This is a genomic window from Tabrizicola sp. (genome assembly GCF_030694085.1).
In the GTDB taxonomy this organism is placed as follows: domain Bacteria; phylum Pseudomonadota; class Alphaproteobacteria; order Rhodobacterales; family Rhodobacteraceae; genus Tabrizicola.
The window spans coordinates 1-24,716 of the sequence record NZ_JAUXZE010000073.1 but is presented as its reverse complement, the minus strand read 5'-3'; the positions used below and the strand labels follow the sequence as shown (position 1 = coordinate 24,716).

The window sequence follows — 24,716 nt, the reverse complement described above, 5'->3', positions numbered from 1 at the left end:
GCGGGTTGCGAAGCGGATAGTGGCAATCTTGACGCAGCAGCGCAGGGTTCCAGTAGATGACTGACCACTGGCTATCCAGAAGGAACGCACCATGACACTTTACGTCGATGGACGCCGCTTCCATGAGGCACGAGCGGTCATCCCGCGCGGGGTGGCCTATGTACCGGTGTCCGGCACGGTCAAAACGCGCGAGTTCGCCTTCCTTGCCCTGCCGCAATTCACGCTTCTGGCCTTCTCCTCGGCCATCGAACCCTTGCGCATCGCCAACCAGCTGACCCAGCAGCCTCTGTACGGCTGGAGCCTCTTCAGCATGGATGGCGCGCCGGTGGAAAGCTCGGCTGGGGTGCGGATCGAGGTGGATCACGGCCTGATGCCCTTGCGGCGCGAGACGACGGTGATCGTCTGTTCCGGCACCGATGCGCAGGCGGCCGACCGCAGCGTGCTGAGCTGGCTGCGTGCTCATGTCCGGCAGGGTGGGGGGATCGGCGCGATCTGTACCGGGGCCTATACGCTGGCGCGGGCGGGTCTTTTGGGCGAAGACTGCCCTGCCGTGCATTGGGAGAACCGCCCCGCCTTCCGCGAACTTTTCGATGTCGAGCCGCTGCAACAGCTTTACGTCATCGGCAAGAAGCACTTTTCCTGCGCAGGGGGCGAAGCCGGCGTGGACATGATGCTGGCCCTGATCGCGGAAGATCACGGGAAGAAGCTTGCCGACGCGGTCGCCGAGATGTGCCTGCACGGGCGTCATCGCGAGGCGGACGTCGTGCAAAAGGCGATCTATCCGAAGGCGATGCTGACCCGGCACCCCGGAGTTGCCAAGGTGATCGCCGCGATGAAGGAGAACATCTCCGCGCCGCTGACCCAGGAAGAGCTGGCCGCGATCTTCGGTCGGACGCCGCGCCATCTGGAGCGCATCTTCAAGACGGTGATGCAGGAAACGCCCAAGGGCTATTACCTTGGCCTGCGCCTGCAGGAAGCCCGCAACCTTCTAAGCGAGACGACGCTGTCGATCCTGGAAATTGCCATCGCGACCGGCTTCAATTCGCGGTCCAGCTTCTCGAAGGCATACAAGAACCGCTTCAAGGTCAGCCCGTCCAGCCTGAGATAGGAGGGTAGGGCCGATGGCCCCACCCGGTAGTGATGGCCTAGTTCAGCTCGCGCAGAAGCTCCTCGGGCAAGTCGATGAGGATCGGCCCGCCGAGGCTGACATTGACGTAGATGAACTCTTCATCCTCCGCGGAATCGAAGGTCACGTAGTGCCCTGCAACCTCTTCGAGATGGTAGAGAAGCGTCGTTGTCCCGTATCTGATCATCGCGGCCTCCAGCGGTTCAAGCACTTTCAGCCGGTCCTCAACCTTCGGGAAGGCGCGCATCACCTCTTGTTGCCACCAGAGCTTCGCGGGGAGGCCCCAGATCCGTTGGTCCGTGAAGACGCCTTCGGCGGGGATGTCATCGTCATCGATCATGGTAATCTCCTTCGTTTGACCATTCTGCGAGGTTCGGCCCGAAGGCCGTGCAGACGCGCTGCAAATGGTCGAAGGGGGACTGGCGGTGGCCGGGATCTTTCCAGAGATGACAGGAGGAGCTTCGGACGGAGAGAAGTGTCTGTCAACAAGTGGCTGCACGCGGCTGCCGGCGGCTTCCCTCACGCCTTGAGTTTGCCCCCCGACCCCAATACACCATCAGGGACCAAGGAAGGACCTGCCCATGCGCATTCATCAGGATCTGGCCCACACGATCGGGAACACGCCGCTCTTGAAGCTGAAGAAGGCTTCGGAACTGACCGGTTGCACCATTCTCGGCAAGGCTGAATTCATGAACCCCGGCCAGTCGGTCAAGGACCGGGCGGCGCTGTACATCATCAAGGATGCGGTGGCGAAGGGTCTTCTGAAACCGGGCGGCACCATCGTAGAGGGGACGGCGGGCAACACAGGGATTGGCCTTGCGCTGGTCGGTGCCTCGATGGGCTTCCGCACGGTGATCGTCATTCCCGAGACACAATCTCAGGAGAAGAAGGACATGCTGCGGCTGGCAGGGGCCGAACTGGTGCAGGTCCCGGCGGCACCCTACCGCAATCCGAACAACTATGTCCGCTATTCGGGCCGTCTGGCCGAGGCGTTGGCCAAGACCGAACCCAACGGCGCGATCTGGGCAAACCAGTTCGACAACGTGGCGAACCGTCAGGCCCACATCGAAACCACCGGGCCCGAGATCTGGGAGCAGACTGGCGGCAAGGTCGACGGCTTCATCTGCGCGGTTGGGTCGGGCGGCACGCTGGCCGGTGTGGCCGAGGCCTTGCAGTCGAAGGGCGTCAAGATCGGTCTGGCCGACCCCGAAGGCGCGGCGCTCCATTCGTTCTACACCACCGGCAAGCTGGAAAGCCCCGGCACCTCGATCACCGAAGGGATCGGGCAGGGGCGGATCACGGCGAATCTGGAAGGCTTCACCCCCGATTTCAGTTACCGCATCCCGGACGCCGAGGCGCTGCCAATCATCTTCGATCTTCTGACTGACGAAGGTCTTTGCATGGGCGGCTCGACCGGCATCAACATCGCGGGCGCAATGCGGATGGCCAAGGACATGGGGCCTGGCAAGACCATCGTCACGATCCTGTGCGACTACGGCAGCCGCTACCAGTCCAAGATCTACAACCCGACCTTCCTGCGCGAGAAGGGCTTGCCGGTCCCCGATTGGCTGGACCGTCCCGCCCGTCCGATCCCGCCGGTCTACGAAGACGCATGAGGCGGCTGCTTCTCTGGCTGGGCCTGGCCCTTGCGCTGGCGGCTGCGCCAGGGTTGGCCCAGGACCAGACAGGGACGCCGGTCCCGGCCGTGGAACCGGTCGCGGACGGGGGCGAACTTGACTATGCGCTGTGGGAGCGGATGGCCCAGCGGGCCGAGGCCGAGATTGGCAACCGCTACACCTCGTCCGAGCGGATGGAGGAAATCCGGGCGCAGCTGGCGAAGTGGCGCGCAGCCCTTCTGAACGCGCAAAGTGCCAACTCCGCACGTATAGCGACAGTGCGTCAGCAGATCGACGCGCTGGGGCTTCCGCCTGCGGACGGAGCGACCGAGGCCGACGAGATATCGGTCCGCCGACAGGAACTGGCGAGCCAACTGGTCAAGCTCCAGGCCCCCGGCATCGCCGCCGAAGAGGCCTATCGCCGCGCCGACGGATTGATCGACGAGATCGACCGCACCTTGCGCGAACGTCAGGCCGACCAGCTTCTGCAGCTCTGGCCCTCACCGTTGAACCCCGGCAACTGGCCCGAGGCCGCCATCGGTTTCGCCGACACGGTGCAACGCCTCTGGGACGAGGCCATCGAGGCGTGGGATGACCCAAAGGCGCGGGAAGAGCTGTTCGACAACCTGCCGCTGATCGTCAGCCTGGTCATCGTGGCTCTGGCCCTGGTGATCTATGTCCGCCGCTGGATCGAGCGTTTTGCCGAACGTTTGCAGGAAGGCGCTTCGGTCCGGGGGCGGCACTTCTGGGCGCTGATTGCCTCGATGGGCGGCATTGTCTTGCCAACGATCGGGGTCGTCCTGCTGTCCTGGGCGCTGATCGCCAGTGGCATGCTGGGCGATGTTGGAAGCCAGATCGCGGTGACATTGCCAACTGCGGGTTTCGTCGCCTTTGCAGCCGCGTGGCTTGGAGCGCGCGCATTCCCACGTATCCAGGGCGATGGAGCGGTACTGCCCCTGTCGCCGGAGCGCCGGGCCGAGGGACGCTTCCTGTCGGTGATGATGGGCCTGGTGATCGCCGCCGACATGCTGCGCAGCGCGGCGATGGATGCGCAGGCCTACTCCGACGCAACGACCTCGGTCATGTCCTTCCCGATCCTGCTGACTGGTGGACTTGTGCTGCTACGTCTGGGCCGAACACTCCGCAGAACGCGCGAGGCCGAGGACCGGTCCTCCAGCTATTCGCTGCGGCTGATCCAGCTTCTGGCGCGCGCGCTGACGGTGCTGGGCATACTCGGGCCGGTTCTGGCCGCCTTGGGCTATGTCCAGGCTGCCGAGGCGGTGATCTATCCTGCGATGATGTCTTTCGCGCTGGTGGCCTTCCTGTTCATCCTTCAACGCCTGATCGGAGATGCCTGGGCGCTGATCACCCGGTCCGAGGAGACTGCCCAGGACGCCCTGGTTCCGGTCCTGGCGGGCTTCTTTCTTGCGATTGCCGCGCTGCCGGTACTGGCGCTGATCTGGGGCGCGCGGTTCTCTGACCTGACCGAGATATGGAACCGGTTCACCGAAGGCTTCCGCATCGGCGGCACCACGATCTCGCCGTCGAATTTCATGATCTTCGCGGCGGTTTTCGTGATCGGCTACATGCTGACGCGACTGTTCCAGGGGGCGCTGCGCACCACGATCCTGCCAAAGACGAAGATGGAACCGGGCGGGCAGACCGCCCTTGTCGCGGGAGTCGGGTATGTCGGCGTCTTTCTCGCCGCGCTGATCGCCATCAACGCGGCCGGGCTGGACCTGTCCGGCCTGGCGATTGTCGCCGGTGCCCTTTCGGTCGGTATCGGTTTCGGCCTGCAGAATATCGTCTCGAACTTCATCTCGGGGATCATTCTTCTGGTCGAACGCCCGGTTAGCGAGGGCGACTGGATCGAGGTCGGCACAGTGCAAGGCAAGGTCCGGTCGATCAGCGTTCGCTCGACCAGGATCGAGACTTTCGACCGCAACGATGTCATCGTCCCGAACGCCGACCTGATCACCGGCCGCGTGACCAACTGGACCCGCTTCAACCTCTCTGGCCGGATCATCGTGCCGGTGGCGGTGGCGCTGGGATCGGATACGCGGAAAGTCGAGAAGCTTCTGCGCGAGATCGCAGAGGAGCAGCCGCTTGCCATTCTGAATCCGCCGCCGGTCATCGTCTTCACCGGCTATACCGCCACCCAGCTGACCTTCGAGATGCGGGTGATCCTGCGCGACGTGAACTTCGGCGTGCAGGTGCGCAGCGACATCAATCACCGTCTGCTGCAACGGCTGGCCGAAGAGGGCATCCACATCGTCCCGCCTCCGGCACCCCCGGCGCCGCCCGACCCGATGAAGGCGGCTGACGCGGTGCTGGCGCTGTCCGAGCTGGTAGCACAGGAGCGGGATCTGCTGAATACCAGGAAACCCAAGCCGCAGGCGCCTGCGGTCGATGTGAAAGGGGCCGAACGGTGACCGAGCTGCTCTTTCGTGACGATGCCTACCAGACCGCCGCTGATTGCTGCGTCATCGGCCACACACCCGAAGGCGGGATCGTGGTAGACCGGTCGATCTTCTATGCCACGGGCGGGGGACAGCCGGGCGACAGTGGCCTACTTGACTGGGGGGCTGCGCGGGTGCCGATCGCCACGGCCCTGAAGGTCGACGCCGGTATCGCGCTGGTCCCGGCCGAGCCGGTGGCAATGCCTCCCGTGGGTGCTGCGGCCCGCCAGCTGATTGACTGGACCCGTCGTCACCGCCACATGCGCATCCATACGGCGCTGCATCTCTTGTCTGTGGTGATCCCTCTGCCGGTGACGGGCGGCCAGATTGGCGCTGACAAGGGGCGGCTCGACTTCGACATGCCTGAACCGCCTGGCGATGCGGCTGCGCTGGAAGAGGCGCTGAACAGCCTGATCGCCCGCGACCTGATCGTCAGTGACGAATGGATCACCGACGCAGAACTGCTGGCAAATCCGGGCCTCGTCAAGACCATGTCCGTCCGTCCACCAATGGGGCAGGGCCGGGTGCGGCTGGTTCGGATTACGGACGGCGACACTCTGGTGGATCTGCAACCCTGTGGCGGCACCCATGTCCGTCGAACCTCCGAGATCGGTCGGATCGAAATCGGCAAGATCGAGAACAAGGGGCGCCAGAACCGCCGGGTGACGATCACTCTGGCCTGAGCCCGATCCATCCGGTTTTTCGAGGCACGGCAAGATATCCCCTTGAACAGGCCACTTAAGCCGGGGTATCAGCCCTCCGACGGACAGTTGGCCGAGTGGTCGAAGGCGCACGCCTGGAAAGTGTGTAGGCGGGGAACCGTCTCGAGGGTTCGAATCCCTCACTGTCCGCCATATCGTCTCATATCTAGCTGATTTTATTGCCATAATTTTCGCCTTCGGATCAAGACCAACATAGAAACCAACTTCCTCAGAGCGCTGGAAATCTGGTCGATAATGATGATGACAGTGACGCCTGATTTTCTGAAAATGCCAAGCGACAGATTCTGATCTCGTGCGTAAAGGCAGTGACGGACGCGATGGTCGCGCGCCACATCAGCATGAGAAGCACAACCATGAACACTATTGCCAACCAAGACAGCCTCTACCTCTCGGTCGATCAGGTCGCCCAACGTTACGGCGTTTCCACCGACAGTATCTGGCGCTGGAAGCGCCAGGGTGATTTCCCGAAAGCTTTCGCCATCGGCCCTAACTGCACCCGCTGGCGGCTTTCGGATCTGATCGCGCACGAGGGCCAGTTGAAGGCCTGCCTTGCTGAAGGCATGTTCGCAGCCTGACCAATTTCACCTGTCCGACTGTGGGTCGCCGTAGCGAAAAGGGGAACGGCTGACTATCCACATCCGACGCCTCATCCCGTGTCCAAGAGTTCGCGCAGCGCGCGAACATGGTTCGGGGTGAGGCGAGGGTCACCGCCGCAGGAGATCACGCGGATGAACTCGATCCAAGTCTGCTCGTTCCTCGTTAGGTGGTCCCACTGTCCCGCCGGGGCGGTGGGCAACGTGAAGACCGTTTTGTCCTCCTCCGCACTCATTTACCGAAGATACCCCGAAGTGTTGCACGTGATCGCGCGGTGATCCGTGGATCGCTGTTTTCCGACGCATCGCGAAGTTCGTTTAGCCATCCGCACTCATTCTCGGTGGCGGGCGTGCCAAAGATGTCGGTGATCGCCTTCGCCGCCGTCGCGCCCACCGCTTGGTCAAGTGCAAGACGCATGAGATACGCCGGATCGACTTCCAGCGCCTTCGCGAGTGAGGGCACGCGGTCGATCGGCACCTTGTTCCGCCCGTTCTTCAGGAAGGTCATCATGTTCGCGTTCGGGAAGCCCGCCTCGCTGGCGATTTCGGCCTGGGTCTTTTTGTGGGAAAGGTCGCGGATACGTTCGGCGATGAGTCGTGCGGTTGCGGTGTTTTGATAGGGGTTGGTCATGTGTTCTCTCATGTGGTTGGTCACATGAGATATTTACCTGAGCGCATCGGTGCGGTCGGGTGGGGCCTAGATGTTGAGCCTTGGGACTTCTGCGAACGCAAAGTCCTAGAGAAAGGTGCTTACCTCGATGGGGATGCATTTTGCCCCAGCCGGTCGGGGATGTCCGAACTTTCCACTGCCTTCAGCGCTGAACCTTTGGTCGTAAATCTTGGGAGCTGTTTGAACGAATTTGGGAGCCATCTTTCCCGCCGAACAATGTGGTCTCTAGTCCACTTTGCGAAAGACCTGTCGATACTAACGCTCTGCGGCCTCACTGTTTCGGAACAGTCATCTGCCGGTAGCGCTGCCGATACTGCAGCGGAGAGATGCCAGTTGATCGCTTGAACAGGCGTCGGAAGGCGGCTGGCTCGGTGTAACCAACCTCTTCGGCAACTGCGTCGATTGGCGTGTCGGAAGCTTCCAGCATCTGCTTCGCTTCTTCCATGCGCAGCGACTGCACGTAGTCGAGCGGCGCGTAGCCCGCTGCCGCCTCAAAACGACGCTTGAAGGTCCGCGCGGTCAACCCGGAAACGGCCGTCATTCCTGCTACGGGATTGGGGGCCGCATAGTTCTCGGCGATCCAGACTTGCGCCGCGGCGATGGCAGCATCGTCATGCAGCGGAGGGCGCACGCGCGCGGCGAAGGGGGCCTGGCCGTTGCTGCGATCACCGAACAGGAACAGTTTGGCAGTGCGCCGAGCCTCATCCTCACCGCAGAAGCGGGCTACGATATAGAATGCAAGGTCAGTCCATGAGGCGTTGCCGCCTGACGTTACAAGGCGATGATCCACGCCGGATGACACGAGCACACGCTCCGGCTTCAGGCGGCCGCAGGGTAGCGGCTGCGCATTTGGTCGGCTGCGGCCCAATGGCAGGTCGCCTCTTCGCCGTCCAGCAACCCGGCCTCGGCGAGGAGAAGCGACCCGGTGCAGACCGAGCAGACCAGTGCGCCCTGCGCATGTTGCTGCCGTAGCCAATCGGCCACCTCCGGCCAGCGGCCGAGGGTTTCTTCGTCGCGCCCCACTGCAAGGTCAGCTACGATCACGATGTCTGCCCGTTTTGCCTCGGCCAGTGACAGGTCCGGCGCGATCGGAATGCCCGCCGAGTTGCGAAACGGCTCATCAGTTTCGGCGACGATATGTGGCTTGAAGCGGCGCGGTCCCGGAGGCCAGCCGGTCAGCATCTCCCAGCCCGAGCCGACATAGGTGAAGACCTCATAAAGGCCGTGCAGCACTCCGGTAGCCGTCTCGGGCACCGCAAGCAGGCAGACGGAGATCTTCGTCGGAGCATAAGGCGTGGGCATTCCCAAAGAGTGGCACATTTGGACCGTTTCTGTCGAGTCCGTGCCTCACGCCGGAAGGCTGCACATGCGATCAGGCTGCCACACGGCCACTGGGGCCGCATCCATCGAAAGGCTTGATCCATGACTGACATCACTCTGACACTTCGCGACGAGCGCCGCTTTGCACAGCGCCTTCGGCTCTGGCTGGCTTCGCTGGGCCGTCGCCGCACACCTGCTGCGGACCTTGACACCCTGTCCGATCACATGCTGCGCGACATCGGCATCGGCATCGGCATCGGCATCGAGCGCGATCCGCTTGACCGGATGGCGATAAGAACGCTGCACGACGCCATGCGCTACTCCGGCTGAGCGGCCGGGCAGCGATCATGACATTTCCATTCACCCGGCGTCGCCTTCTCGGCAGCACCCTTGCTGCGACCGGCGCGATCCTGACCGGCCTTGGCTTCGCCCAGGGCCAGACCCTCACCTCGAAAGGCAAGATCATGCTTGATTCCTACTCACCCCTGTCCCGCGGCCTTGTCGAGGCTGCAACATTCCCGTTGATCGAAGCGATCCAAGGCCGCCGGTCCCGTCGCTTTGCGAAGGGGGCCAGCATTCCGAACGGACCGCTGGCCTATACTTCGAAAGAGGCGCCGGAAGCTTTGGACCCGACCGAACAGATGCTCTTGATCTCGACTGTCGCGGGAAACACCGGGTGGGTGAACCTGTTCGCCCATCACCCGAGCTATGCGGGCAAGCTGCCGAACTACACGGCGGCAGCAGGCGGGCGCAGCTTTCCGTCGTCGGCGGGGTTCAACACGACCGAGTTCTTCTTCACCGATGACAGCGGGGTCTACTTCCTGCCGACGCGTGACATGACCCCGGCCCCCACCGATGGCATCGACCTGAAGGCCTGGACCGAGACGCATCGGGCACGGATCGTCAAGCTGGCGGACGGGCGGCTGAACATTCCGGCGGCGATGCCCTTCATGGAAGGGCACAACACCTGGTGCGCGAACGTGCCGGGTTCGACCCTGATCTGGCCGGTGGCCGACGTAGCGCAGCATGTGATCCTGCTGCTCTTGTATCTGATCCAGAACGGGACGGGGATCTATGACGACGTGAACGGCCGGCAGATCCCGGGGCTGGAGAAGTTCTCGCACCGACTGGACATGTCCGTCGCTTATCCGATGACCTTCCTGGAGCAGGTCGCGATGACCGATGTGGCGACCGAGACGGGAACGGCGTGCTACGCGGGGGCGCTGATGCTTCAGGCCCTGGGCCTGGGTGGATGGATGTATACCGGGATAGACCCCTTCGTCGTCCTTGGTGCCAGCGGCGACCCGGCTGTTCCAGGCCTCGGCTTCCAGTTCCAGATGCTGGAAGGCAACCCGCTGCCTTACGTCACCGGTCTGCCCGGCGTGTTCGAGGCGCATGTCCCGCCGCATCACGCGGACATGGGCGCAGCAGTGAGGGCCGTCGTCGCGCGCAAGTTCGGCAAGGGCGGACCCTTCGACCCCGGACAGGGCGGTCAATACCGCGAGAATGCCGCGGTGCGTAGTTCGGGGGCCGAGATCGACGATGAAGCGGTCGAGATCGCCACGATCATGGCGGGCTATGTGTTCTCGACCTTCGGGCGGTTTCCGGCCACGGCTCCGGCGGTGTTCATCAACACCTACCTGCAGGCGCACCGGCTGGATACCGGGTTCTACGACACGCATTTCCAACCGGGTGCCTATCTGCGGACCCACGCAAACCACGACCAGAACTGGGGCTGACCCAACGGACCGGCGCGGGCGGCATGCCTGCGCCGGGCGCTTCCCCTGATCCGGTCTGTCTCCAAGGGGCAGGCCCCGGGGCATTCTCATTCAGGACCTTAGCCATGACCTACACAACCCTTCCCCCCGTGCGTGGGCGCAATCCAGCACGGATCGCCCCGTTTCGGGACGTCCTCGCCGAACCTATCGCGATGCTGCGGCTGGCCGTGCCGATCATGCTCATCGCCCTCATCAACATGGGCATGAGCATCACCGACACGCTCATGGTCGCCTCCAGCTTTGGTCCAGAAGCACTTGCGGCTGTGGCCGTTGGCAGCGATTTCTACTCGATCCTTTTCTATCTTGGGGCAGGCACGATCGGCGGGCTTGTCCCGTTCTATACGGCCGCCATTGCCCGAGCCGACGACTTCCAACGGGCGCGGCTGGTGCAGGTGGGCCGCGCCATCGTCCTTCTCCTCTCCGCCGTGCTGGTGCCGATTGTCTGGACAGCGCCGGACTGGTTGGTGTTCCTCGGTCTTGACCAGGGCCTTCTCGACGCGGGGCGCGGCTATACCCGCGCGATGGCGCTGACGCTGGTCCCGATGCTTGGAATGACGCTTTACCGCACGATCCTGATGGCGGCCGAGCGCCCCAAGGTGTTTCTCTATGTCACTGCGGCGATGCTGCCGCTGAACGCTGTCGGCAACCACCTTTTGATGCACGGCTTCGGCCCGATCCCTGCTTTTGGTCCAACCGGAGCAGGACTGTCGACACTGATCGTTGCAGTCACCAGTCTTGCGGCTCTTAAGGTGATCTCCAGCCGGTCCGCACCGCAGGCGCGACCGGGGACTGGCCGCATCGCCTGGAGCGATCTCGCCCCGGTCCTGCGCGTGGGCCTGCCCATCGGGATCGCGACCGTAGCTGAACTCGGCATCTTTCTGGGAGCGACTTTATATGCTGCAACCTTAAGTTCGGCAGACGTGGCGGCCCATACCCTGACCTTGCGAGTGGCAGGCGTTGCTTAGGCCGTGCCTGCCGCACTGCTGCAGGCCGCGATGGTGCGGATGGCGCGGGCAGAGCCGACCGGCGACCCGGTCATTTGCCGCCGGGTGATTGCCAGTGCCTTATCACTTGCGGCAACCTCTGGCACGCTGTTGTTCGTCTGCCTTTGCGCGGCCGCCGCGCCGCTGGCTCAGGCCTTCTTTGAGCCAACCGCCGCTGGTGCCGTAGCGGCCGGCCTTGCGGTTACGCTTCTTGTCCTTTTGGGAGTGATGGAACTTGTCGCCAACCCGGGTCTGGGTGCGGCGGGTCTTTTGCGCGGACGGAAAGACACCCGTGTCCCGATGCTTTACACGCTGGCAGGTTACTGGTGTGTCGGCGCGCCACTTGGTCTTTGGTTGAGCGAAGTGCTGCACCTCGGCATTGCTGGCGTCTGGACAGGTCTGACTGTCGGGACACTGGTCACGACTTGCCTGATGCTGGCAAGGCTGGCCGGAGCAAATCAACATCCGCAGTCGCAACCTGCATCTCAGGGTCAAGAGTGAAGCAATTTAGCCAAGCTCACCCGGCAGGCGACCCAGCCTGTCGGGACCAATCCAGTCGGCCACAATTCCTCTAGATACCGAGCAGGGCCTTCGCCTCGGCAAGCGCGTCCACTGAAGTTTGGTGGTTGCCTGCCTGATGTTCGCTCTCACCAAGGGCGCGCAGCTCCGTCACGCGAGCAAGTTCTTCATCGGTGAGGTCGGCAGCTTCCAGAGCGGCATCGATAGCCTTCATGTCGGCCGGGCACTGGAAAGCAAGCACGGGCGACGCGAGAACGGCAAGAAGACTGGCAGCGATCAAGATTTTCATGGGGCATACTCCTTCTAGTCCTGGGTCGGAGAACGAGTTCCACGAGGATACCATTTCGAAGGGCGGTTCCGGTTCACGAATCTGTGCACCGGAACATCTTTTCCAGCTTGGATTTGCCTTTGTTGGAAAGGCTACGTGCCGGTCAAAGACAGTTCGGTCCTTGCTACCATACTTCCGGTCGATCCAGTAGATCCAGCGGCCCGACCGATCATCGACGAACGGGCCGCCAGCTGCTCATCCGCCCGGAGGGACGACTCGCATCACGAAGGATGGCGCTGGCTCGCCTGGTGGAACCGGCCCAGGAACATCATTGGCCACCGGATCGAGTGACTTCAGGTAGGCCGCGATGGCGTAGGCGTCGTCGTCACTCAGCGCCGAGAGGTTCGGCCAGGGCATGACCGGCACCAGGCCGCGACCTTCGGGTGTTGCCCCGGTGCGGATCGCGGCGACGATCTGATCCTCGCTCCAGGTCCCAAGGCCGGTAGCGTCGTCAGGGGTCAGGTTCGGCCCGTAGACAACACCGACACCCGGGATTTCAAACCCGACCTCCGACCCGCCAAGAAAGCGGGCCTGATCCGGCTTGCCGAGGAAGTGGCCCGGCGTGTGGCAATCGCTGCACCCGGCGATCTGGACAAGGTAGCGACCGCGCTCGATTTGCGTCTCGTCGGCCCGGGCGCTGGCGGGAACCAGCGTCGCGAGCAGCACCGAGATCAGCGTGGCGGTCAGTTCGGGACGCATGTCCATCGCGCCACGGAGGGATCTTTTCAGTCTGTTGTTCATGGCTTTAGCCTCCTTCTCTGGCTCACTCAGCTGCTAGTGCGGCGGAGCCGTGGGTGGCAGCGTCCTGCACGGTGCGATTGCCGAAGATGCCCTGCGGGTCATGGGTCGCGGCAAGCGATGCGATGCGGCTGCGGGCTTCAGCGCTATAGCAGTCGTCGATCCGTCCGGGGCGGGCCAGATCGGCGTGGCCGACGTAGCGGCCCTTGGTCACAGGATCGAGCGTGTCCATTCCGGCCCGCAACCAGGCCAGGTTCTGCGCATCGTCCTCGGGCAAGGTCCAGGTCCCGTGCATGATCCCACAGACCGGACCGATGACGGACAAGGCGGCATCCGGCAGTTCGCGATGGATGGCAGAGTTGCGGCCGTAGATCACGCAGATGGCGTTGGACTGGACCGACGGGGCCTCGGCGACCATCCGGGCAAGGCCGGCAAAGGTTGCGTCGGCATCCTCGCTCCACACACAGTCCACGCCGTAGCGTCCACTATCGGGGAAGCTTTGGTCGACGATGCCGTAAAGCGCCGCAAAGGTGATGGGCGTGGTCGGCGTGTGGACGACTGCGCCGTCAGGCAGCAGATCACCGACATTGCGGGCAATCCCTGCAATCTCGGCCAACGAGCCGCCGTAGACGGTCAGGATCACCGTTGCGAACTTCGCGTCGCCCATGCCCAAATGGGGCGGCGCTGCGGCAAGCGACAGCGAGGCTTCGGCAAAGCTGGGCAGGACATTCGCCAGCCGCTTCATGCTGGCCGTCACCTCGGCCACCCGCGCCAGAGGGTAGGTCCAGGTCGTGACTGCCATCGCCGGGGGCAGCGGCATCAGGCGCAGCCAGTAGCGCGTGACGATCCCGAAGAAGAGCGGACCGGCACCACGCAGCGCCCAGAAGATGTCGGCATGTTCTGTTTCGCTGACGATCATGATGCGACCGTCCGCCAGAACGACCTCGGCCTTCTCGATCAGGTGGCAGGCCGGACCCCAGGTGCCTTCGTTCCAGCCAAAGCCGCCGCCCAGAAGATAGCCGCCCATCGCCACGTCACCGCAATGGCCAACTGGGAAGGCAAGACCCTCGGCGGTCAAGGCGACGGCCAGCGCAAGGTTCTTTGCCGCAGGTTGCACTTCCGCGATGCGTGCCAGGCGGTCGATGGACACGGTGTTCAGCGCGCTCAGGTCGATTGCGACGCCGTCCTGCAGGGCAATGCCCGACCAGTTGTGCCCGCTTGACCGGGCCGAGGCGCGATAACCGTTCGCAGCGGCATACCGCACGGCGGCCTGAACGTCGGCAGACGAGGCCGCCTGGACGATCACGCGAGGGGTCGCCTCGGGCTTGCGCCCGTTCCAGACGAACCCCTCACGTGCGGCGGTGAAACCCGCCTCTCCCTCAGCGATGACGCGACCGCTGACCTGAATGCGGAGATCTTCGATATGCATGGTCTTGTTCCTTCGTTTCAAATTCTTGGTGCCGGGCGAGATCGCTCCGGCCAGCTTGCTGTGTCTGCAACCTTTGTCGGCCACAGGCTCACCATCACCGCAAAATCAAACACACCGCCGAAAGCGCCCATCGGGGCGTCGGATCACTTAAAAATTGTCCGCTTTTCGTCGGACGCAGACTTTGGAAACGGAGGGAGCCATCGCCAGCCGGGTCTTTCCCTTCTGGCAGTTCGCTGTCCGCATCTTGGTGTTCTAGTGAACGAGTGCACATCTACTGTGCGCAGATGTCGAACGCTCGCTAAGTGTTCCCTCGCGGAATCGTAAAAGCTTCTTAAAATGCGGATACTGGGTCCGGGACAGTCAGCCTGTCACTCTTCCTGCATGCTGATGTTCGCCTGAACAGCCAGTCGAAACCGCCCGCGCCCCGTCTTCTCCATCTGGATCGGCAAGGCCTTCTCACGCAGCCGCCGCTCGAGTAGCACGAGCCGGGCCTCAAGGTTCTCGGCATGGGTTGGCAAGCGCAGTTCCGGCGAAAGTCGAAGCTCCCGGTTGGAAAACTCACAGGCACCCGTCGCGACATAGGCGCGCAGCAACTTCCACAGGATCGCCCCGGCGACACCCTTGATCACATAGTCGCCGCCCGCAAAGACGCTGTCATCGGCCGCGAAATGCCGCATCATCAGAGTGGTGTCGAAGCTACCGGGCGCGAGTGCCTTGGGTGTTTCGGCAGGGTCGTCATCCGCCGCAAGCGCCGCTGCATGGGCGGCAAGCGCCGCGGCGATACAGGAAAGCGTGTCCTCTTCTTCGTGCCGAAACCGCAAGGGAAGTGGGCTTTCCGCGAAAAGGACGCCGGTCAGCCTGCCCTGCCAAATTATCGGCAGCGCGATCTGGCTTTCCGGATGCACCAGGCCCGGGAAGGCGACACCCCGGCTTTCGGGCGCGCCCGGTCCCGCCTCGGCCCGAACGCGGTCGCGGACTGCCGTCCCGTAAAGATAATCGGTCGACATGTGGTCAATCCGGATTGCCACCCTTTCGCGCGCGGCCACACCGATGACCCCATCACCAAGCCGCACCTCGGCCCCAATGCCCGACGCCGCGTAGCCCCATGTTGCAACAGCGTCCAGTGCCCCACGGGTATTGTCGGGGACGAGGATCATCAGATTGGTGATCCCCAGATGACGCGCGATGGCATCGAGCGCAGTGTCGTAAAGCTCGCCCAATGTGCCCGCCCGCGCCATGTCGGCAAGCACGCGGCACAACGCGGGAAGTACGGCAACCTGCGGCACGGGACGCGGAACCACCGGCGGCAGCATCTGACGGATCGCCCGGACGCGAAAGATGTCGGCACCCATCAGGCGAAACACCCCCTCCATTCCGGTATGCGAGGCGATGCCTGCCAGCTTTGCCTTCATCGTCTCAAAGAGCGGCCCCTGGGCTTCGGTGGTCTCGAAATCGAGATCAAGCTGGTAGAACGCCGTGGTCAGAGTGTCGACAACTTCGACCGCGGCGGTGCGGGTCGCCAGGATGTTGCGCCGCGTCTTGTTGAAGAACTGGTAACTTAGTGCCACGCGGCCCGGATCGACGTACTGGATCTGGCTGATGTAGGACACGTTCGGAGTGCCGCCGGGATCAACGGTTGCCAGCACAGCGGGCACTGCACCCTCAAAGCAATCGCGCAGGGCATCCAGCGTCAGGACCGGCGTGGCGTCGTCTTCGGACCTGCCAGACATTTCCATCACAGTTTGCGCCCCGCACCCGGTCCCGGCGTCTGTTCAAAAGCCGCATTCGGCAAGAAGCTCAGCACGCAGAAGCTTTGAGATCTGCGCGCGCAGAACGCCCTGACGAACGATGGCGCATAACCGATTGCACGAAGAACAGCTGCGAAGGCATCGGTCTGTTGCGTCAGGCTGTTCACGTCATCTGCTTCAGGTTCTTCGGCCCGGGTGGACATTGCCTTCAGCTGGATCGTCCGGTGCGACATCGGCGCGCTGAATGTCACGGCAATAGGCCCGCCCGACTGCGCCGTGTCGCTGATCGCAGAATTGCCCTCGGCGGGATAGATCAGGCGGATCGCACCGCCCGCCAGAACCCGCGATGCCAGCGCCCGCCCGCCCCGTGCCCGTCCATCCGCACCTACCACGCCTACAATGATGCTGACGCCGCTTTCGATGAAGTCCACGACCTCATCCGACAGCAATATGGTGCCGGGTGTCTCGGCCGATACCATGGTTTGGTTTATGCCTTCCTCAGTCTTGTGGTGCATCGTGACAGCGCCCCGTGGATCGCCGGAATTTACGACACTGCCCGGAAATCGCAAACACTGTCGTAGCATCCAATTCCGACCGCTAACTCTTTCCTGATCACCTCAATATCCGCCGGGAAAGCCCCCAGCGACCTTACGGCGCTGCGGACAAAGAATAGCCTCTTCGTTCAAGCCTGGACTGCGCTTCGTGACTATTCCTTCGCCCCGTTCCACATCCCATGGCCCCCGACGGGCGACGGGCCAAGACCAGGAAGAGCGAAATGAAGGCGATGATCTATCGTAGGTATGGCGGCCCTGATGTCGTGACACTCGCCAACGTCCCGAAGCCAACTCCCAAGCCAAACGAGGTTCTGGTCCGCATCCTCGCCACGACCGTGACCACTGCCGACTGGCGGGCGCGAAGCCTGAGCATGCCGGGTGGCTTCGGTCTGCTTGGACGCCTGGTGTTCGGACTGCTTGGACCGCGCCAGCCGATCCTGGGAACGGAGTTGGCGGGGATTATCGACGCCATCGGTTCTGCGGTGACGCGCTTTCGGGTGGGGGATGAGGTGATTGCGTTTGCCGGTGGCCGGTTCGGTTGCCATGCCGAATACCGCGCGATAGCTGAAGACGGGATGATTGCCTTCAAGCCGGCGAACCTGAGCTTTGAAGAGGCCGCGTCGCTGTCGTTCGGTGCAATGAATGCGCTGCCCTTTCTGCGCGACAAGGCACGGATCAGGCGCGGGGATCATGTTCTGGTGGTCGGCGCTTCGGGTGCTGTCGGGACCGCGGCCGTTCAGATTGCCAAGCATATCGGCGCGGTCGTGACGGGGGTCACAAGCACGGGGAATGCCGCTCTTGTCCAGTCGATCGGGGCTGATCGGGTGATCGACTACACCAAGGTCGATTTCGCGACGACCGGAGGCACCTGGGACATCATCCTCGATACAACGGGAACCGTTCCGTTCAAGAGGTGCGAGATGTCGCTGAAGCCCGGGGGGCGACTGGTCGCGGTGCAAGGATCGTTAGGGCTGTGGCTTGGGTTGGGCAGGCCGTCACGGAAGAGCGGCAAGCGCGTGATCACCGGTGTTGCCGCACCAACGCCCGATGATCTTCGCACCATCGCAGACCTTGCCGCGAAGGGCGAGCTGAAGCCGGTGATCGACCGCGCCTATCCTTTGGCAGATGCGGCCAAGGCCCATGCTTATGTCGATACCGGCCGCAAACGCGGCAGCGTCGTGCTCCGGGTGGCGGGTTGATGACTGGGGTCGGAAGCACCGTCGACTTTCCCCGTCCCAAGCGTCGGTGGCGCAGGATGCTTCGGATATTGAAGGGCACAACCCTTGCCGTGGCGGCCCTGTCCTCCGCTGGTGCGGTGTATGAGTTGCTTGCAGAGGCCGGAGATGCGGAGCGCTATCCCGTGCCCGGACTGAGTGTGGATATCGACGGCCTTAGCCTGCATATCACCTGCCTCGGCCAGGGGAGCCCCACTGTCATTGTGGACGCGGGGCTTGGCGGCACGTCGCGGGATTGGGTGCTGGTCCAGGCCAGGCTTGCGGCCCAGACGCGGGTCTGCGCCTACGACAGGGCGGGTATGGGTCACAGCGATCCGGGGCCGGAGCCACGCTCACCCGCCCGGATCTCAGACGAACTGCGCAGGCTTCTTAAGTCTGCCGGTGTCCCTGGCCCCTACGTCCTTCTGGCGCACTCTTTGTCCGGCAAGAGCGCACGCTTGTTTGCCGCCGCACATCCCGAAGATGTAGCGGGCATGGTCCTGGTGGACACGCGAAGCGAGAAGATCGACTCCGCGAAGCCTCCGGAAGAGACCGAGGCATTTGCTGCGGCCCTGAAGCGGCAGGCCATGTTGCTGACGCTGGCGCGCAAGTTGGGGCTGGTGCGGCTCCTTGGGTCGATCTTGACGGATGAGCCGCGCCTGCCGCCGGGCGTTGCGACGGAAATGGCGCTGTTGCAGACCCAGCCGCAATCGCTGCGGGCCACCATAGCCGAAGGGTTGGCGCGATCACTGGACGATGCGGCACTCAACGGCGCTTCCCTGGGAGCAATCCCTCTGGTCGTGATTGCGGCGGGAGACAGCATGGCGAGCATCCCAGGCTGGGCCGAGGCGCAGGCGGAGCTTGCGGCGTTGAGCCGCGAGGGGCGGTTGGTGGTGGCGGAAGGCAGTTCGCATCTGGTGCAGATCGATCAGCCCGAGATCGTGATCGACGCAGTCCTCTCGGTGCTGGACGTGGCGCGCAAAGGTGAGTGAGCGGTGCAGAGACCTGGCCGCACCTGACAGACAGAAAGGCGACATGGAAAACGCGGGATTGAAGTCCCGCGTTTGCATGAATGTAACGGGCGCGGCGATCAGGATTGGGGTTTACCCGGCGTGTCCGTCGCCGGAACTTGATCGGCAGACTGCGGAGTTCCATCCAGGAAGTCTGCCGCTGGGGAGTCGACGAAAAACCAGCGGATCTCGCGCACCTTGTTCATCGGCATGGTGACGATGGCATGGTCTTGCGCGATCAGCACATAGGCGGAGGTCACCCGCACGATCCGACCCTGGATGACGCCGCGATCGGTTTCGATTTCCGACATGGCGCGGGCTGGATCGGTCGCGGTGGCGCTGTCGGTCATCCCTAGGACCGTCGGGATATAGAGAAGCGACACCACCAGCCAGACGTTCGCCGTGTGTCGCCAATTGATCACGGCATTTGCGCCTGCAGCGATCAGCCCAAGCACAAGGTATCCGCATGCCATGTGTCCAAGGGTTGACTGACTGGGGCCAGAGTAGAAGTGGAAGAACCCGAAACCGGAGACCGCCAACGCCGGGATACCCAGAGCCAACGCGGTGGCCCTGTGCGACGGTGCAAGGATGATCAGACGGCCGAAGACCACTGCCACGGCGGCCGATACCAACATCGGGATCGCGCCAATGGCTGACCCGATCAGCAGGTCCTGGACCGTGAGAAGGGAAATCAGGCTCCATTCGATCGGTGCGAAGAAGCCGAGGTTGTAAAGCGTGGCCCCGGCAACTGCGATGGCGGTGAACCCGGCGGCGAGTTCGGTGAAGGTCCGACGGTCAAGCGCGAGATGCTCTTTGATGACAGTGCGGCTGATCATGGCTGGCCTTCGATCGGATCAAGCGCGCCGAGGAACGCCTCCAGGGCTGCAAGCTCGGTGGGGTTCAGGTTCAGGGGCGCAAGCTCACTATGGCCGTCCGGGGCGGCAGGCGCGGTGTTGTAGTGGACCAGCACCTCGCCCAGGGTCGCGATCTGACCGGCGTGCATGTAGGGCGGGCGGCTGGCAACCCCGCGCAGCGACGGCGGCTTGTAGGCCCGGATCATCTCGTGTCCGGCCTGACCCAGATACCTCAGTTCGGCGCAGTCGCCGGGACCCGCATCGCTGTAGGGGCCGAGGCAGTTGAAAGGGTCGGCAAGGACCTGTTCGACGGCAACGCTTCGTCCCAGATCACCAGGCAGGCCGGGAACGGCGGTGACGCCGGTGTTGTGGAAGAAGTTGTCGGTCAGCAGCGGACCGTTGTGGCACTTGGTGCATTCGCCCTTACCGACAAAGAGGCGCAGCCCGTCTTCTTCCTGGTCGCTCAGGATGCCCGAGGTGTCCTCGCCCGCGGCCAGGTGGTCGACATAGGCGTCAAAGCGCGAGGGTTGCGGGGTGATCGTGCGTTCATAGGCGGCGATTGCTTTGCCCACATCGGCAAAGACGCGGTTGATCGCGTCCTTCTGGCTTTCGTCCAGCGCAAGCCAGTCCTCCAGCACCGCGCCAAGACCGTTCGGGCTGGCGTGGTCAGGCACCGCGTCAAGCGTCGGCAAGGGTCCGAAAAGGGCGGCATATTGATCGGCATAGTGCGCCTCGATCAGATGCGCGATGTAGGCCCTGTCGGTGCCATGCTCGACCGCGCTTTCCAGGGGTCCAAGGGCCTGGGCCCATTGGCTGTCCTTGCGCCCGTCCCAGAACACCCAGGGGCTGTAGGCGGTGCCTGCAATCGGCATCGTCCGGCGCGCCGTCTCACCCACGCCCTTCGCGCGCGGCAGATCGTCCTGGAACTGGCGGTCGGGCAGGTGGCAGGTTCCGCAGGCGACCTTGTTGTTCGCGCTGAGCCGGGTGTCGAAGAACAGGGCCTTGCCCAGCGACGCGGCATCCGGGTCAACGGCAACGGCATTGGACGGGTCGGCAGGCAGCGGCGGCAGGCTTGCCAGCCCAAGCGACTGGACAAGCCTGGTCTCCTCCTCGGTCCACGGCTGCGGCTTGGCCAGTGTCCACCAGGCAGCCGCTGCCGATCCGATGACAAGGGCCGCAACGATTACGGTCGAGGTGCGCATTGCCTGACCCTCCCTACAGGACAAGGTTGAAGGTTACGGTGTCGGGCCCGGCCGGGCCGTCGACCGACAGGTTGACCACCCACCAGCCGGGCATGTTGAATTTCATGCCATCGACCTGATACCTACCCGCGCCAAGATCGGCGCTGACGTCCGGCTCGGTCGGCAGGCCATGACCGTGCTGCGGCATCCCGCCATCAACGGTAATGCTGGCTTGGTCCACAGGACGCCCATCCGGAGTGGTGATCTGCACCACCCAGCCATGCATCGTTCCGACAGTGATGGGCGACAGGCCCGGTTCGACCGATGCCGTGTAAAGACCCTGTTCGGTGGGCTTGGCAAGCGACAGGTCAAGGTCGGCCGGTGGGGGCTGCATCATTTTCGCGACGGCAATGCCACCGACTGCAAGAAGGGCAACCGGCACGGACCATAAGAGGCGCCGACGGGTGATGAGGTTTGACATGAAGGGCTCCATACGTTTGCGATGACCAGAGACTTACGCAGGTGTCGAGTACATCGCTTGAACGAAGGGGCTAATCTTGACTTCAGGCCGTCAGAGAGCCGTGGGCTTGCGGGGATTCGATCCTTGCCCGTGTCGGAGCAAGGCCGAACATCCGCTGGCAGGTGCGGGACAGATGAGCGGAATCGGCGAAGTTCGCTGCATAGGCCGCCTCGGTCCAGGACGTCCCGCCAAAGCCAAGGGACAATGCAAGGTTCAGCCGTTCCCAAAGAAGGTAACGGCGGAAGGATACTCCGGTCTCGGCCACAAACAGATGGCGCAGTCGTCCCGGTGACAGGCCAATCTTGCGTGCCAGCGCAGGCAGGGTCACAGGCTCGTCCAGATGCGCCCGAATCTCGGAAATGGTCCGCAGAACACGCACATCGGCCACGTCGCGTGGCGCATCGACACCTGAGAACCTGGTCACCGCCTGCCTAGCCAGCGCGATCATCGACGCGTCATCGGCACCGGCGAAGTAGGCTTGGCCTATCGGCTGTGCGAGCGCCTTGGCCTCTGATCCGGACAGGAGATGGAGACCGGTGTTGCCAAACCTTGCCAAGACGGCCCGGCCGACAAAGGACTCAGGTTCGAAGAGGATGTTTGCAACCACGCTGCCGGGAGCATGAAACACATGTGGCACATCCGGCGCAATCACCGCGCCTTCGCAGGTGATCCACTCACCCTCCGGATCTGTCTTGAACTGGGCAGTCCCGCGGATCGGCAGGCAAAGCTGGATGGCATGATGCTCATGCCAGCCCATGGTTCCGGTGACCAGCGCCAGCCAAAGGCTGCCACCTTCCCAGAACAAGACCCTGCCAATGCCTGCCGCTTCCATCGGAAAATGCTACGGCAAGCCTGGATTTCGTCAAACAGGATTCAGGGGAAGCGTTCAGTCCACGAGCACGCTGCAGCCTGCAGAGGGCGGCAACCACTAAAGCGCGCCCGTTCTCACCTGGTATGGTGATGAACAACGACCCGCTGAGTAGTTGGGGGTGGGCATTCCAGTTGCTCCAAACCGATCGCTCAGGCGTATGGCAGCATGCCCCCCGGGATCGGCAGCTGGCTCCACACCGCGTGCTTGACACCCTTCTGCGCGCCGCCTACTGACGCCAACCCAGCAGGGCACAAGGAAAATGGGCATGGCGCAATTGGCACCTGGGCTTGGGGTGGACTTCGGCACGTCGAACACCGCCGCTGGCTTCATGCTGGACGGCCGGCCGCGCCTTATCTCCTTTGCGCCCGGCCAGACCACGATCCCGACGACCTTCTTCTTTGACTTCGACACGCGCAGGATGCTGATCGGCGAACCCGCCAATCAGGCGCTGCTTGATGGCACCGAGGGGCGTTTCATGCGGGCGCTCAAGCGCATCCTGGGCACCCCTCTCATGCACGAGCGACGGCAGCTTCTGAACGAGCAGGTCACCTTCGTCGAAATCATCGCCCGCTTCCTGGCCCAGCTGAAGGCGCGGGCAGAGGCCGAGGCTGGGGTGACCTTCGATCACGTCCTGTCGGGACGGCCGGTGGTGTTTCATGGCGCGGGCGACCCCCGCGAAGCCGCCGCCGAGGCCGATCTGCGCGCCTGCTATCTGGCTGCAGGCTTCCGAGAGGTGGAGTTCATGCCGGAACCCCAGGCCGCCGCCATCGCCAGCGGCGCGCTGGAGGAACAGGGCGTGACCGGGTTGATCGTCGATGTCGGCGGCGGAACCTCGGACTTCTCGCTGTTCCGCTCGGGCCGCGACGGAGTGACGATCCTAGCCAATCACGGAGTCCGCATCGGCGGGACAGATTTCGACCGCGCCATCAACATCGACTGGGTGATGCCGCATCTGGGCAAGGGGACCGAGCTGCGCAAGGCCCTGGGCTCCGGCAGCACGCCTACGCCGAACCATATCTTCAACGATCTGGCGACCTGGGAGAAGATCGCGTTCCTCTACAAGCCGCAGAACCGTCGGCTGGCCGCCGAGATGGTGCGGCTGGCCCATCAGCCGGAAAAGCTGGCCCGTCTGGCGAAGGTGCTGGAGGGTGAATTGGGGCATGACCTCAGCTTTGCCGTCGAGCGGGGCAAGATCGCGGCCAATGGCGGGGCGGAGAGGGCGTCCATCCAACTGGACCGGATCGAGCCTGGCCTTGTCATTCCCCTTTCGGCAGATGCCCTGACCGAAAGTCTTGCCCGCCATGCCGACGCGCTGGCATTGGGGGCCCGCGAAACGCTGCGGATCGCCGGTCTGGATGTCAGCAGCGTCGAGAAAGTGGTCTATGTGGGTGGGTCGAGCCTGATGGCACTCGTCTCGCAGACCATGAAGATCCAGTTCCCGCAGGCAGTGCACTCCTACAGCGAAGTGTTCACGGCTGTTGCGGACGGGCTGGCCATCGCTGCGGGTGACGCGAGGTCGATCAATCGCCCTGATCCCTAGCAATCAGAAGCGAGCGCAGGCTGATCGTCGAGCATTTCTGACTTCCGTCCGGGTGCTTGCAGGGTGGGATGCCCCGGCTCGAAAGGGCACCCCAAGGCTTCGTGGTCGCTCAGCTTCGCAGAGTAGGCAGGACACGCGGGGCCCTCGCACCGTCGAGTCCAATGTCGCGGGCAAGATGCGGGCCGAGCCGGTTGGCAAGCGCAGTTTTCTCCTTTTCGTCCGAGTAGTTGCGCCAGGCGCGCGCTAGGGAGGTCAGCATTTTGGTGTCCTTTCGATGGGGTTGACCAAGCCGCGGATAGGCGGTCGGTGTCTGGATGGAGGTTTCGGAAGACCCCGTGCCAGGCAGGACCCGGACACGGGAAACTCGGTTCAGCCGACCGGCACGTCGGCAGCTGCAGCGCCGCCGCGCACGAGGACCAGAGAGGCAAGGGCGGCCAAAGCGGCGACCACAGCCCCACCGAGGAACGCCGTCTGATAGCCCGCCAGCATGGCCTCGGGTTCGCCTTGCATCGAGGCGGCCAGTGAGACCATCACCGCCAGACCAAGGGCCGATCCGACCTGGTAGGTCGTGTTGATCAGGCCCGAGGCGAGACCGGTGTCCTCTGGGGCCGCTCCGCCCATGCCGGTCATCGTCACAGGGATGTAGGCCATCGACATGCCGACTGCGGCCAGGAGAGAGACCGGCAGCACGTTCGCGACGAAGGTCCCATCAGCCGGCAGGGCAGAGAACAGGGCCAGCGATATCGCGAGGGCGAGAAGGCCTGTGACCAGCACCGGCATGACCCCGAAACGGCCGATCAGCGGGCCGGTCAGCCGGACCATCATGACCATGATGACCAGCGTCATCGGCAGAAGTGCCAGGCCCGAACCGAAGGCCGACAGGTTCAGCACGGTCTGCAGATAGAGGTTCAGGAAGAACCAGAGCGGGATCCAGGCGGCACCC

26 protein-coding genes and 1 tRNA gene are annotated in these 24,716 nt (G+C 63.6%); 13 read left to right on the top strand and 14 right to left on the bottom strand.

Annotation, left to right across the window (positions count from 1 at the left end):
* Positions 1 to 91 precede the first annotated feature (91 nt).
* Positions 92 to 1,108 carry a GlxA family transcriptional regulator gene (locus tag Q8M85_RS16955; protein WP_305546755.1) on the top strand — a complete coding sequence of 339 codons (1,017 nt, stop codon included), beginning with the start codon at positions 92 to 94 and terminating at the stop codon, positions 1,106 to 1,108.
* Positions 1,109 to 1,145: 37 nt separating this feature from the next.
* On the opposite strand, the gene Q8M85_RS16950 is transcribed toward Q8M85_RS16955, so the two are convergent.
* Positions 1,146 to 1,466: a hypothetical protein gene (locus tag Q8M85_RS16950; protein WP_305546753.1), complete on the bottom strand. Its 321-nt coding sequence runs from the start codon at positions 1,464 to 1,466 to the stop codon at positions 1,146 to 1,148.
* A gap of 241 nt (positions 1,467 to 1,707) precedes the next feature.
* Between Q8M85_RS16950 and Q8M85_RS16945 the strand changes: the two genes are divergently transcribed.
* The 5 genes from Q8M85_RS16945 to Q8M85_RS16925 all read left to right on the top strand — a co-directional run bounded on the left by Q8M85_RS16945 (position 1,708) and on the right by Q8M85_RS16925 (position 6,498).
* Positions 1,708 to 2,742: a cysteine synthase A gene (locus tag Q8M85_RS16945; RefSeq protein ID WP_305546751.1), complete on the top strand. Its 1,035-nt coding sequence runs from the start codon at positions 1,708 to 1,710 to the stop codon at positions 2,740 to 2,742.
* Complete coding sequence (locus Q8M85_RS16940; protein WP_305546749.1) at positions 2,739 to 5,174, top strand: DUF3772 domain-containing protein; 2,436 nt, start codon at positions 2,739 to 2,741, stop codon at positions 5,172 to 5,174. The genes Q8M85_RS16945 and Q8M85_RS16940 overlap by 4 nt, the downstream gene beginning before the upstream one ends.
* Complete coding sequence (locus Q8M85_RS16935; protein ID WP_305546747.1) at positions 5,171 to 5,884, top strand: alanyl-tRNA editing protein; 714 nt, start codon at positions 5,171 to 5,173, stop codon at positions 5,882 to 5,884. The genes Q8M85_RS16940 and Q8M85_RS16935 overlap by 4 nt, the downstream gene beginning before the upstream one ends.
* Before the next feature lie 81 nt (positions 5,885 to 5,965).
* Positions 5,966 to 6,055, top strand: a tRNA-Ser gene (locus Q8M85_RS16930).
* 221 nt (positions 6,056 to 6,276) lie between these two features.
* Positions 6,277 to 6,498 (top strand): AlpA family transcriptional regulator, encoded by a 222-nt coding sequence (locus tag Q8M85_RS16925; protein WP_305546746.1) that lies wholly within the window; start codon positions 6,277 to 6,279, stop codon positions 6,496 to 6,498.
* Positions 6,499 to 6,748: 250 nt separating this feature from the next.
* Here Q8M85_RS16925 and Q8M85_RS16920 read toward each other — a convergent pair whose 3' ends face one another.
* The 3 genes from Q8M85_RS16920 to Q8M85_RS16910 all read right to left on the bottom strand — a co-directional run bounded on the left by Q8M85_RS16920 (position 6,749) and on the right by Q8M85_RS16910 (position 8,488).
* Entirely contained in the window at positions 6,749 to 7,147 is a 399-nt protein-coding gene (locus Q8M85_RS16920; RefSeq protein WP_305546744.1) for a helix-turn-helix domain-containing protein, read from the bottom strand.
* Positions 7,148 to 7,457: 310 nt separating this feature from the next.
* Positions 7,458 to 7,988 (bottom strand): GlxA family transcriptional regulator, encoded by a 531-nt coding sequence (locus Q8M85_RS16915; protein ID WP_305546742.1) that lies wholly within the window; start codon positions 7,986 to 7,988, stop codon positions 7,458 to 7,460.
* Positions 7,989 to 8,005: 17 nt separating this feature from the next.
* Entirely contained in the window at positions 8,006 to 8,488 is a 483-nt protein-coding gene (locus tag Q8M85_RS16910) for a DJ-1/PfpI family protein (protein WP_305546740.1), read from the bottom strand.
* Positions 8,489 to 8,608: 120 nt separating this feature from the next.
* On the opposite strand from Q8M85_RS16910, the gene Q8M85_RS16905 reads away from it, so the two are divergent.
* From Q8M85_RS16905 to Q8M85_RS16890, 4 genes are all read left to right on the top strand, one after another.
* Complete coding sequence (locus tag Q8M85_RS16905; protein ID WP_305546738.1) at positions 8,609 to 8,836, top strand: DUF1127 domain-containing protein; 228 nt, start codon at positions 8,609 to 8,611, stop codon at positions 8,834 to 8,836.
* 17 nt (positions 8,837 to 8,853) lie between these two features.
* Positions 8,854 to 10,245 carry a hypothetical protein gene (locus tag Q8M85_RS16900; protein ID WP_305546736.1) on the top strand — a complete coding sequence of 464 codons (1,392 nt, stop codon included), beginning with the start codon at positions 8,854 to 8,856 and terminating at the stop codon, positions 10,243 to 10,245.
* Between the two features lie 104 nt (positions 10,246 to 10,349).
* Positions 10,350 to 11,249 carry an MATE family efflux transporter gene (locus Q8M85_RS16895; protein WP_305546734.1) on the top strand — a complete coding sequence of 300 codons (900 nt, stop codon included), beginning with the start codon at positions 10,350 to 10,352 and terminating at the stop codon, positions 11,247 to 11,249.
* Positions 11,250 to 11,252: 3 nt separating this feature from the next.
* Entirely contained in the window at positions 11,253 to 11,768 is a 516-nt protein-coding gene (locus Q8M85_RS16890) for an MATE family efflux transporter (RefSeq protein ID WP_305546732.1), read from the top strand.
* A gap of 70 nt (positions 11,769 to 11,838) precedes the next feature.
* Here the strand turns inward: Q8M85_RS16890 and Q8M85_RS16885 are convergent, their stop codons facing one another.
* The 5 genes from Q8M85_RS16885 to Q8M85_RS16865 form a co-directional block, all read right to left on the bottom strand.
* Positions 11,839 to 12,075, bottom strand: coding sequence for a hypothetical protein (locus Q8M85_RS16885; RefSeq protein WP_305546730.1), 237 nt, complete (start codon positions 12,073 to 12,075; stop codon positions 11,839 to 11,841).
* A 234-nt stretch (positions 12,076 to 12,309) separates the two neighbouring features.
* Positions 12,310 to 12,855 carry a cytochrome c gene (locus Q8M85_RS16880; protein WP_305546728.1) on the bottom strand — a complete coding sequence of 182 codons (546 nt, stop codon included), beginning with the start codon at positions 12,853 to 12,855 and terminating at the stop codon, positions 12,310 to 12,312.
* A 22-nt stretch (positions 12,856 to 12,877) separates the two neighbouring features.
* The gene (locus Q8M85_RS16875) at positions 12,878 to 14,281 is read right to left on the bottom strand and encodes an FAD-binding oxidoreductase (protein ID WP_305546726.1); all 1,404 of its coding nucleotides are present in this window, start codon (positions 14,279 to 14,281) and stop codon (positions 12,878 to 12,880) included.
* A 368-nt stretch (positions 14,282 to 14,649) separates the two neighbouring features.
* A complete protein-coding gene (locus Q8M85_RS16870) occupies positions 14,650 to 16,011 on the bottom strand; it encodes a GAF domain-containing protein (protein ID WP_305546724.1) in 1,362 nt (453 codons plus the stop codon).
* Between the two features lie 5 nt (positions 16,012 to 16,016).
* Positions 16,017 to 16,598 carry a hypothetical protein gene (locus Q8M85_RS16865; RefSeq protein WP_305546722.1) on the bottom strand — a complete coding sequence of 194 codons (582 nt, stop codon included), beginning with the start codon at positions 16,596 to 16,598 and terminating at the stop codon, positions 16,017 to 16,019.
* 206 nt (positions 16,599 to 16,804) lie between these two features.
* Between Q8M85_RS16865 and Q8M85_RS16860 the strand changes: the two genes are divergently transcribed.
* Positions 16,805 to 17,782: an NAD(P)-dependent alcohol dehydrogenase gene (locus Q8M85_RS16860; protein WP_305546720.1), complete on the top strand. Its 978-nt coding sequence runs from the start codon at positions 16,805 to 16,807 to the stop codon at positions 17,780 to 17,782.
* Positions 17,783 to 17,838: 56 nt separating this feature from the next.
* Positions 17,839 to 18,789 (top strand): alpha/beta fold hydrolase, encoded by a 951-nt coding sequence (locus tag Q8M85_RS16855; protein WP_305546718.1) that lies wholly within the window; start codon positions 17,839 to 17,841, stop codon positions 18,787 to 18,789.
* A gap of 98 nt (positions 18,790 to 18,887) precedes the next feature.
* Here the strand turns inward: Q8M85_RS16855 and Q8M85_RS16850 are convergent, their stop codons facing one another.
* From Q8M85_RS16850 to Q8M85_RS16835, 4 genes are all read right to left on the bottom strand, one after another.
* Positions 18,888 to 19,643, bottom strand: a complete 756-nt coding sequence (locus Q8M85_RS16850; RefSeq protein ID WP_305546716.1) for a hypothetical protein — start codon at positions 19,641 to 19,643, stop codon at positions 18,888 to 18,890.
* The gene (locus Q8M85_RS16845; RefSeq protein ID WP_305546714.1) at positions 19,640 to 20,863 is read right to left on the bottom strand and encodes a cytochrome-c peroxidase; all 1,224 of its coding nucleotides are present in this window, start codon (positions 20,861 to 20,863) and stop codon (positions 19,640 to 19,642) included. Before Q8M85_RS16845 ends, Q8M85_RS16850 begins: the two co-directional genes overlap by 4 nt.
* 13 nt (positions 20,864 to 20,876) lie before the next feature.
* Positions 20,877 to 21,323: a FixH family protein gene (locus Q8M85_RS16840; protein ID WP_305546712.1), complete on the bottom strand. Its 447-nt coding sequence runs from the start codon at positions 21,321 to 21,323 to the stop codon at positions 20,877 to 20,879.
* A gap of 82 nt (positions 21,324 to 21,405) precedes the next feature.
* Positions 21,406 to 22,194, bottom strand: a complete 789-nt coding sequence (locus Q8M85_RS16835; protein WP_305546710.1) for an AraC family transcriptional regulator — start codon at positions 22,192 to 22,194, stop codon at positions 21,406 to 21,408.
* A 304-nt stretch (positions 22,195 to 22,498) separates the two neighbouring features.
* Between Q8M85_RS16835 and Q8M85_RS16830 the strand changes: the two genes are divergently transcribed.
* Entirely contained in the window at positions 22,499 to 23,773 is a 1,275-nt protein-coding gene (locus Q8M85_RS16830; RefSeq protein ID WP_305546709.1) for an Hsp70 family protein, read from the top strand.
* A gap of 369 nt (positions 23,774 to 24,142) precedes the next feature.
* Here Q8M85_RS16830 and Q8M85_RS16825 read toward each other — a convergent pair.
* Positions 24,143 to 24,716 (bottom strand): MFS transporter (locus Q8M85_RS16825; protein ID WP_305546707.1); only part of this gene is annotated, 574 nt, incomplete at its 5' end.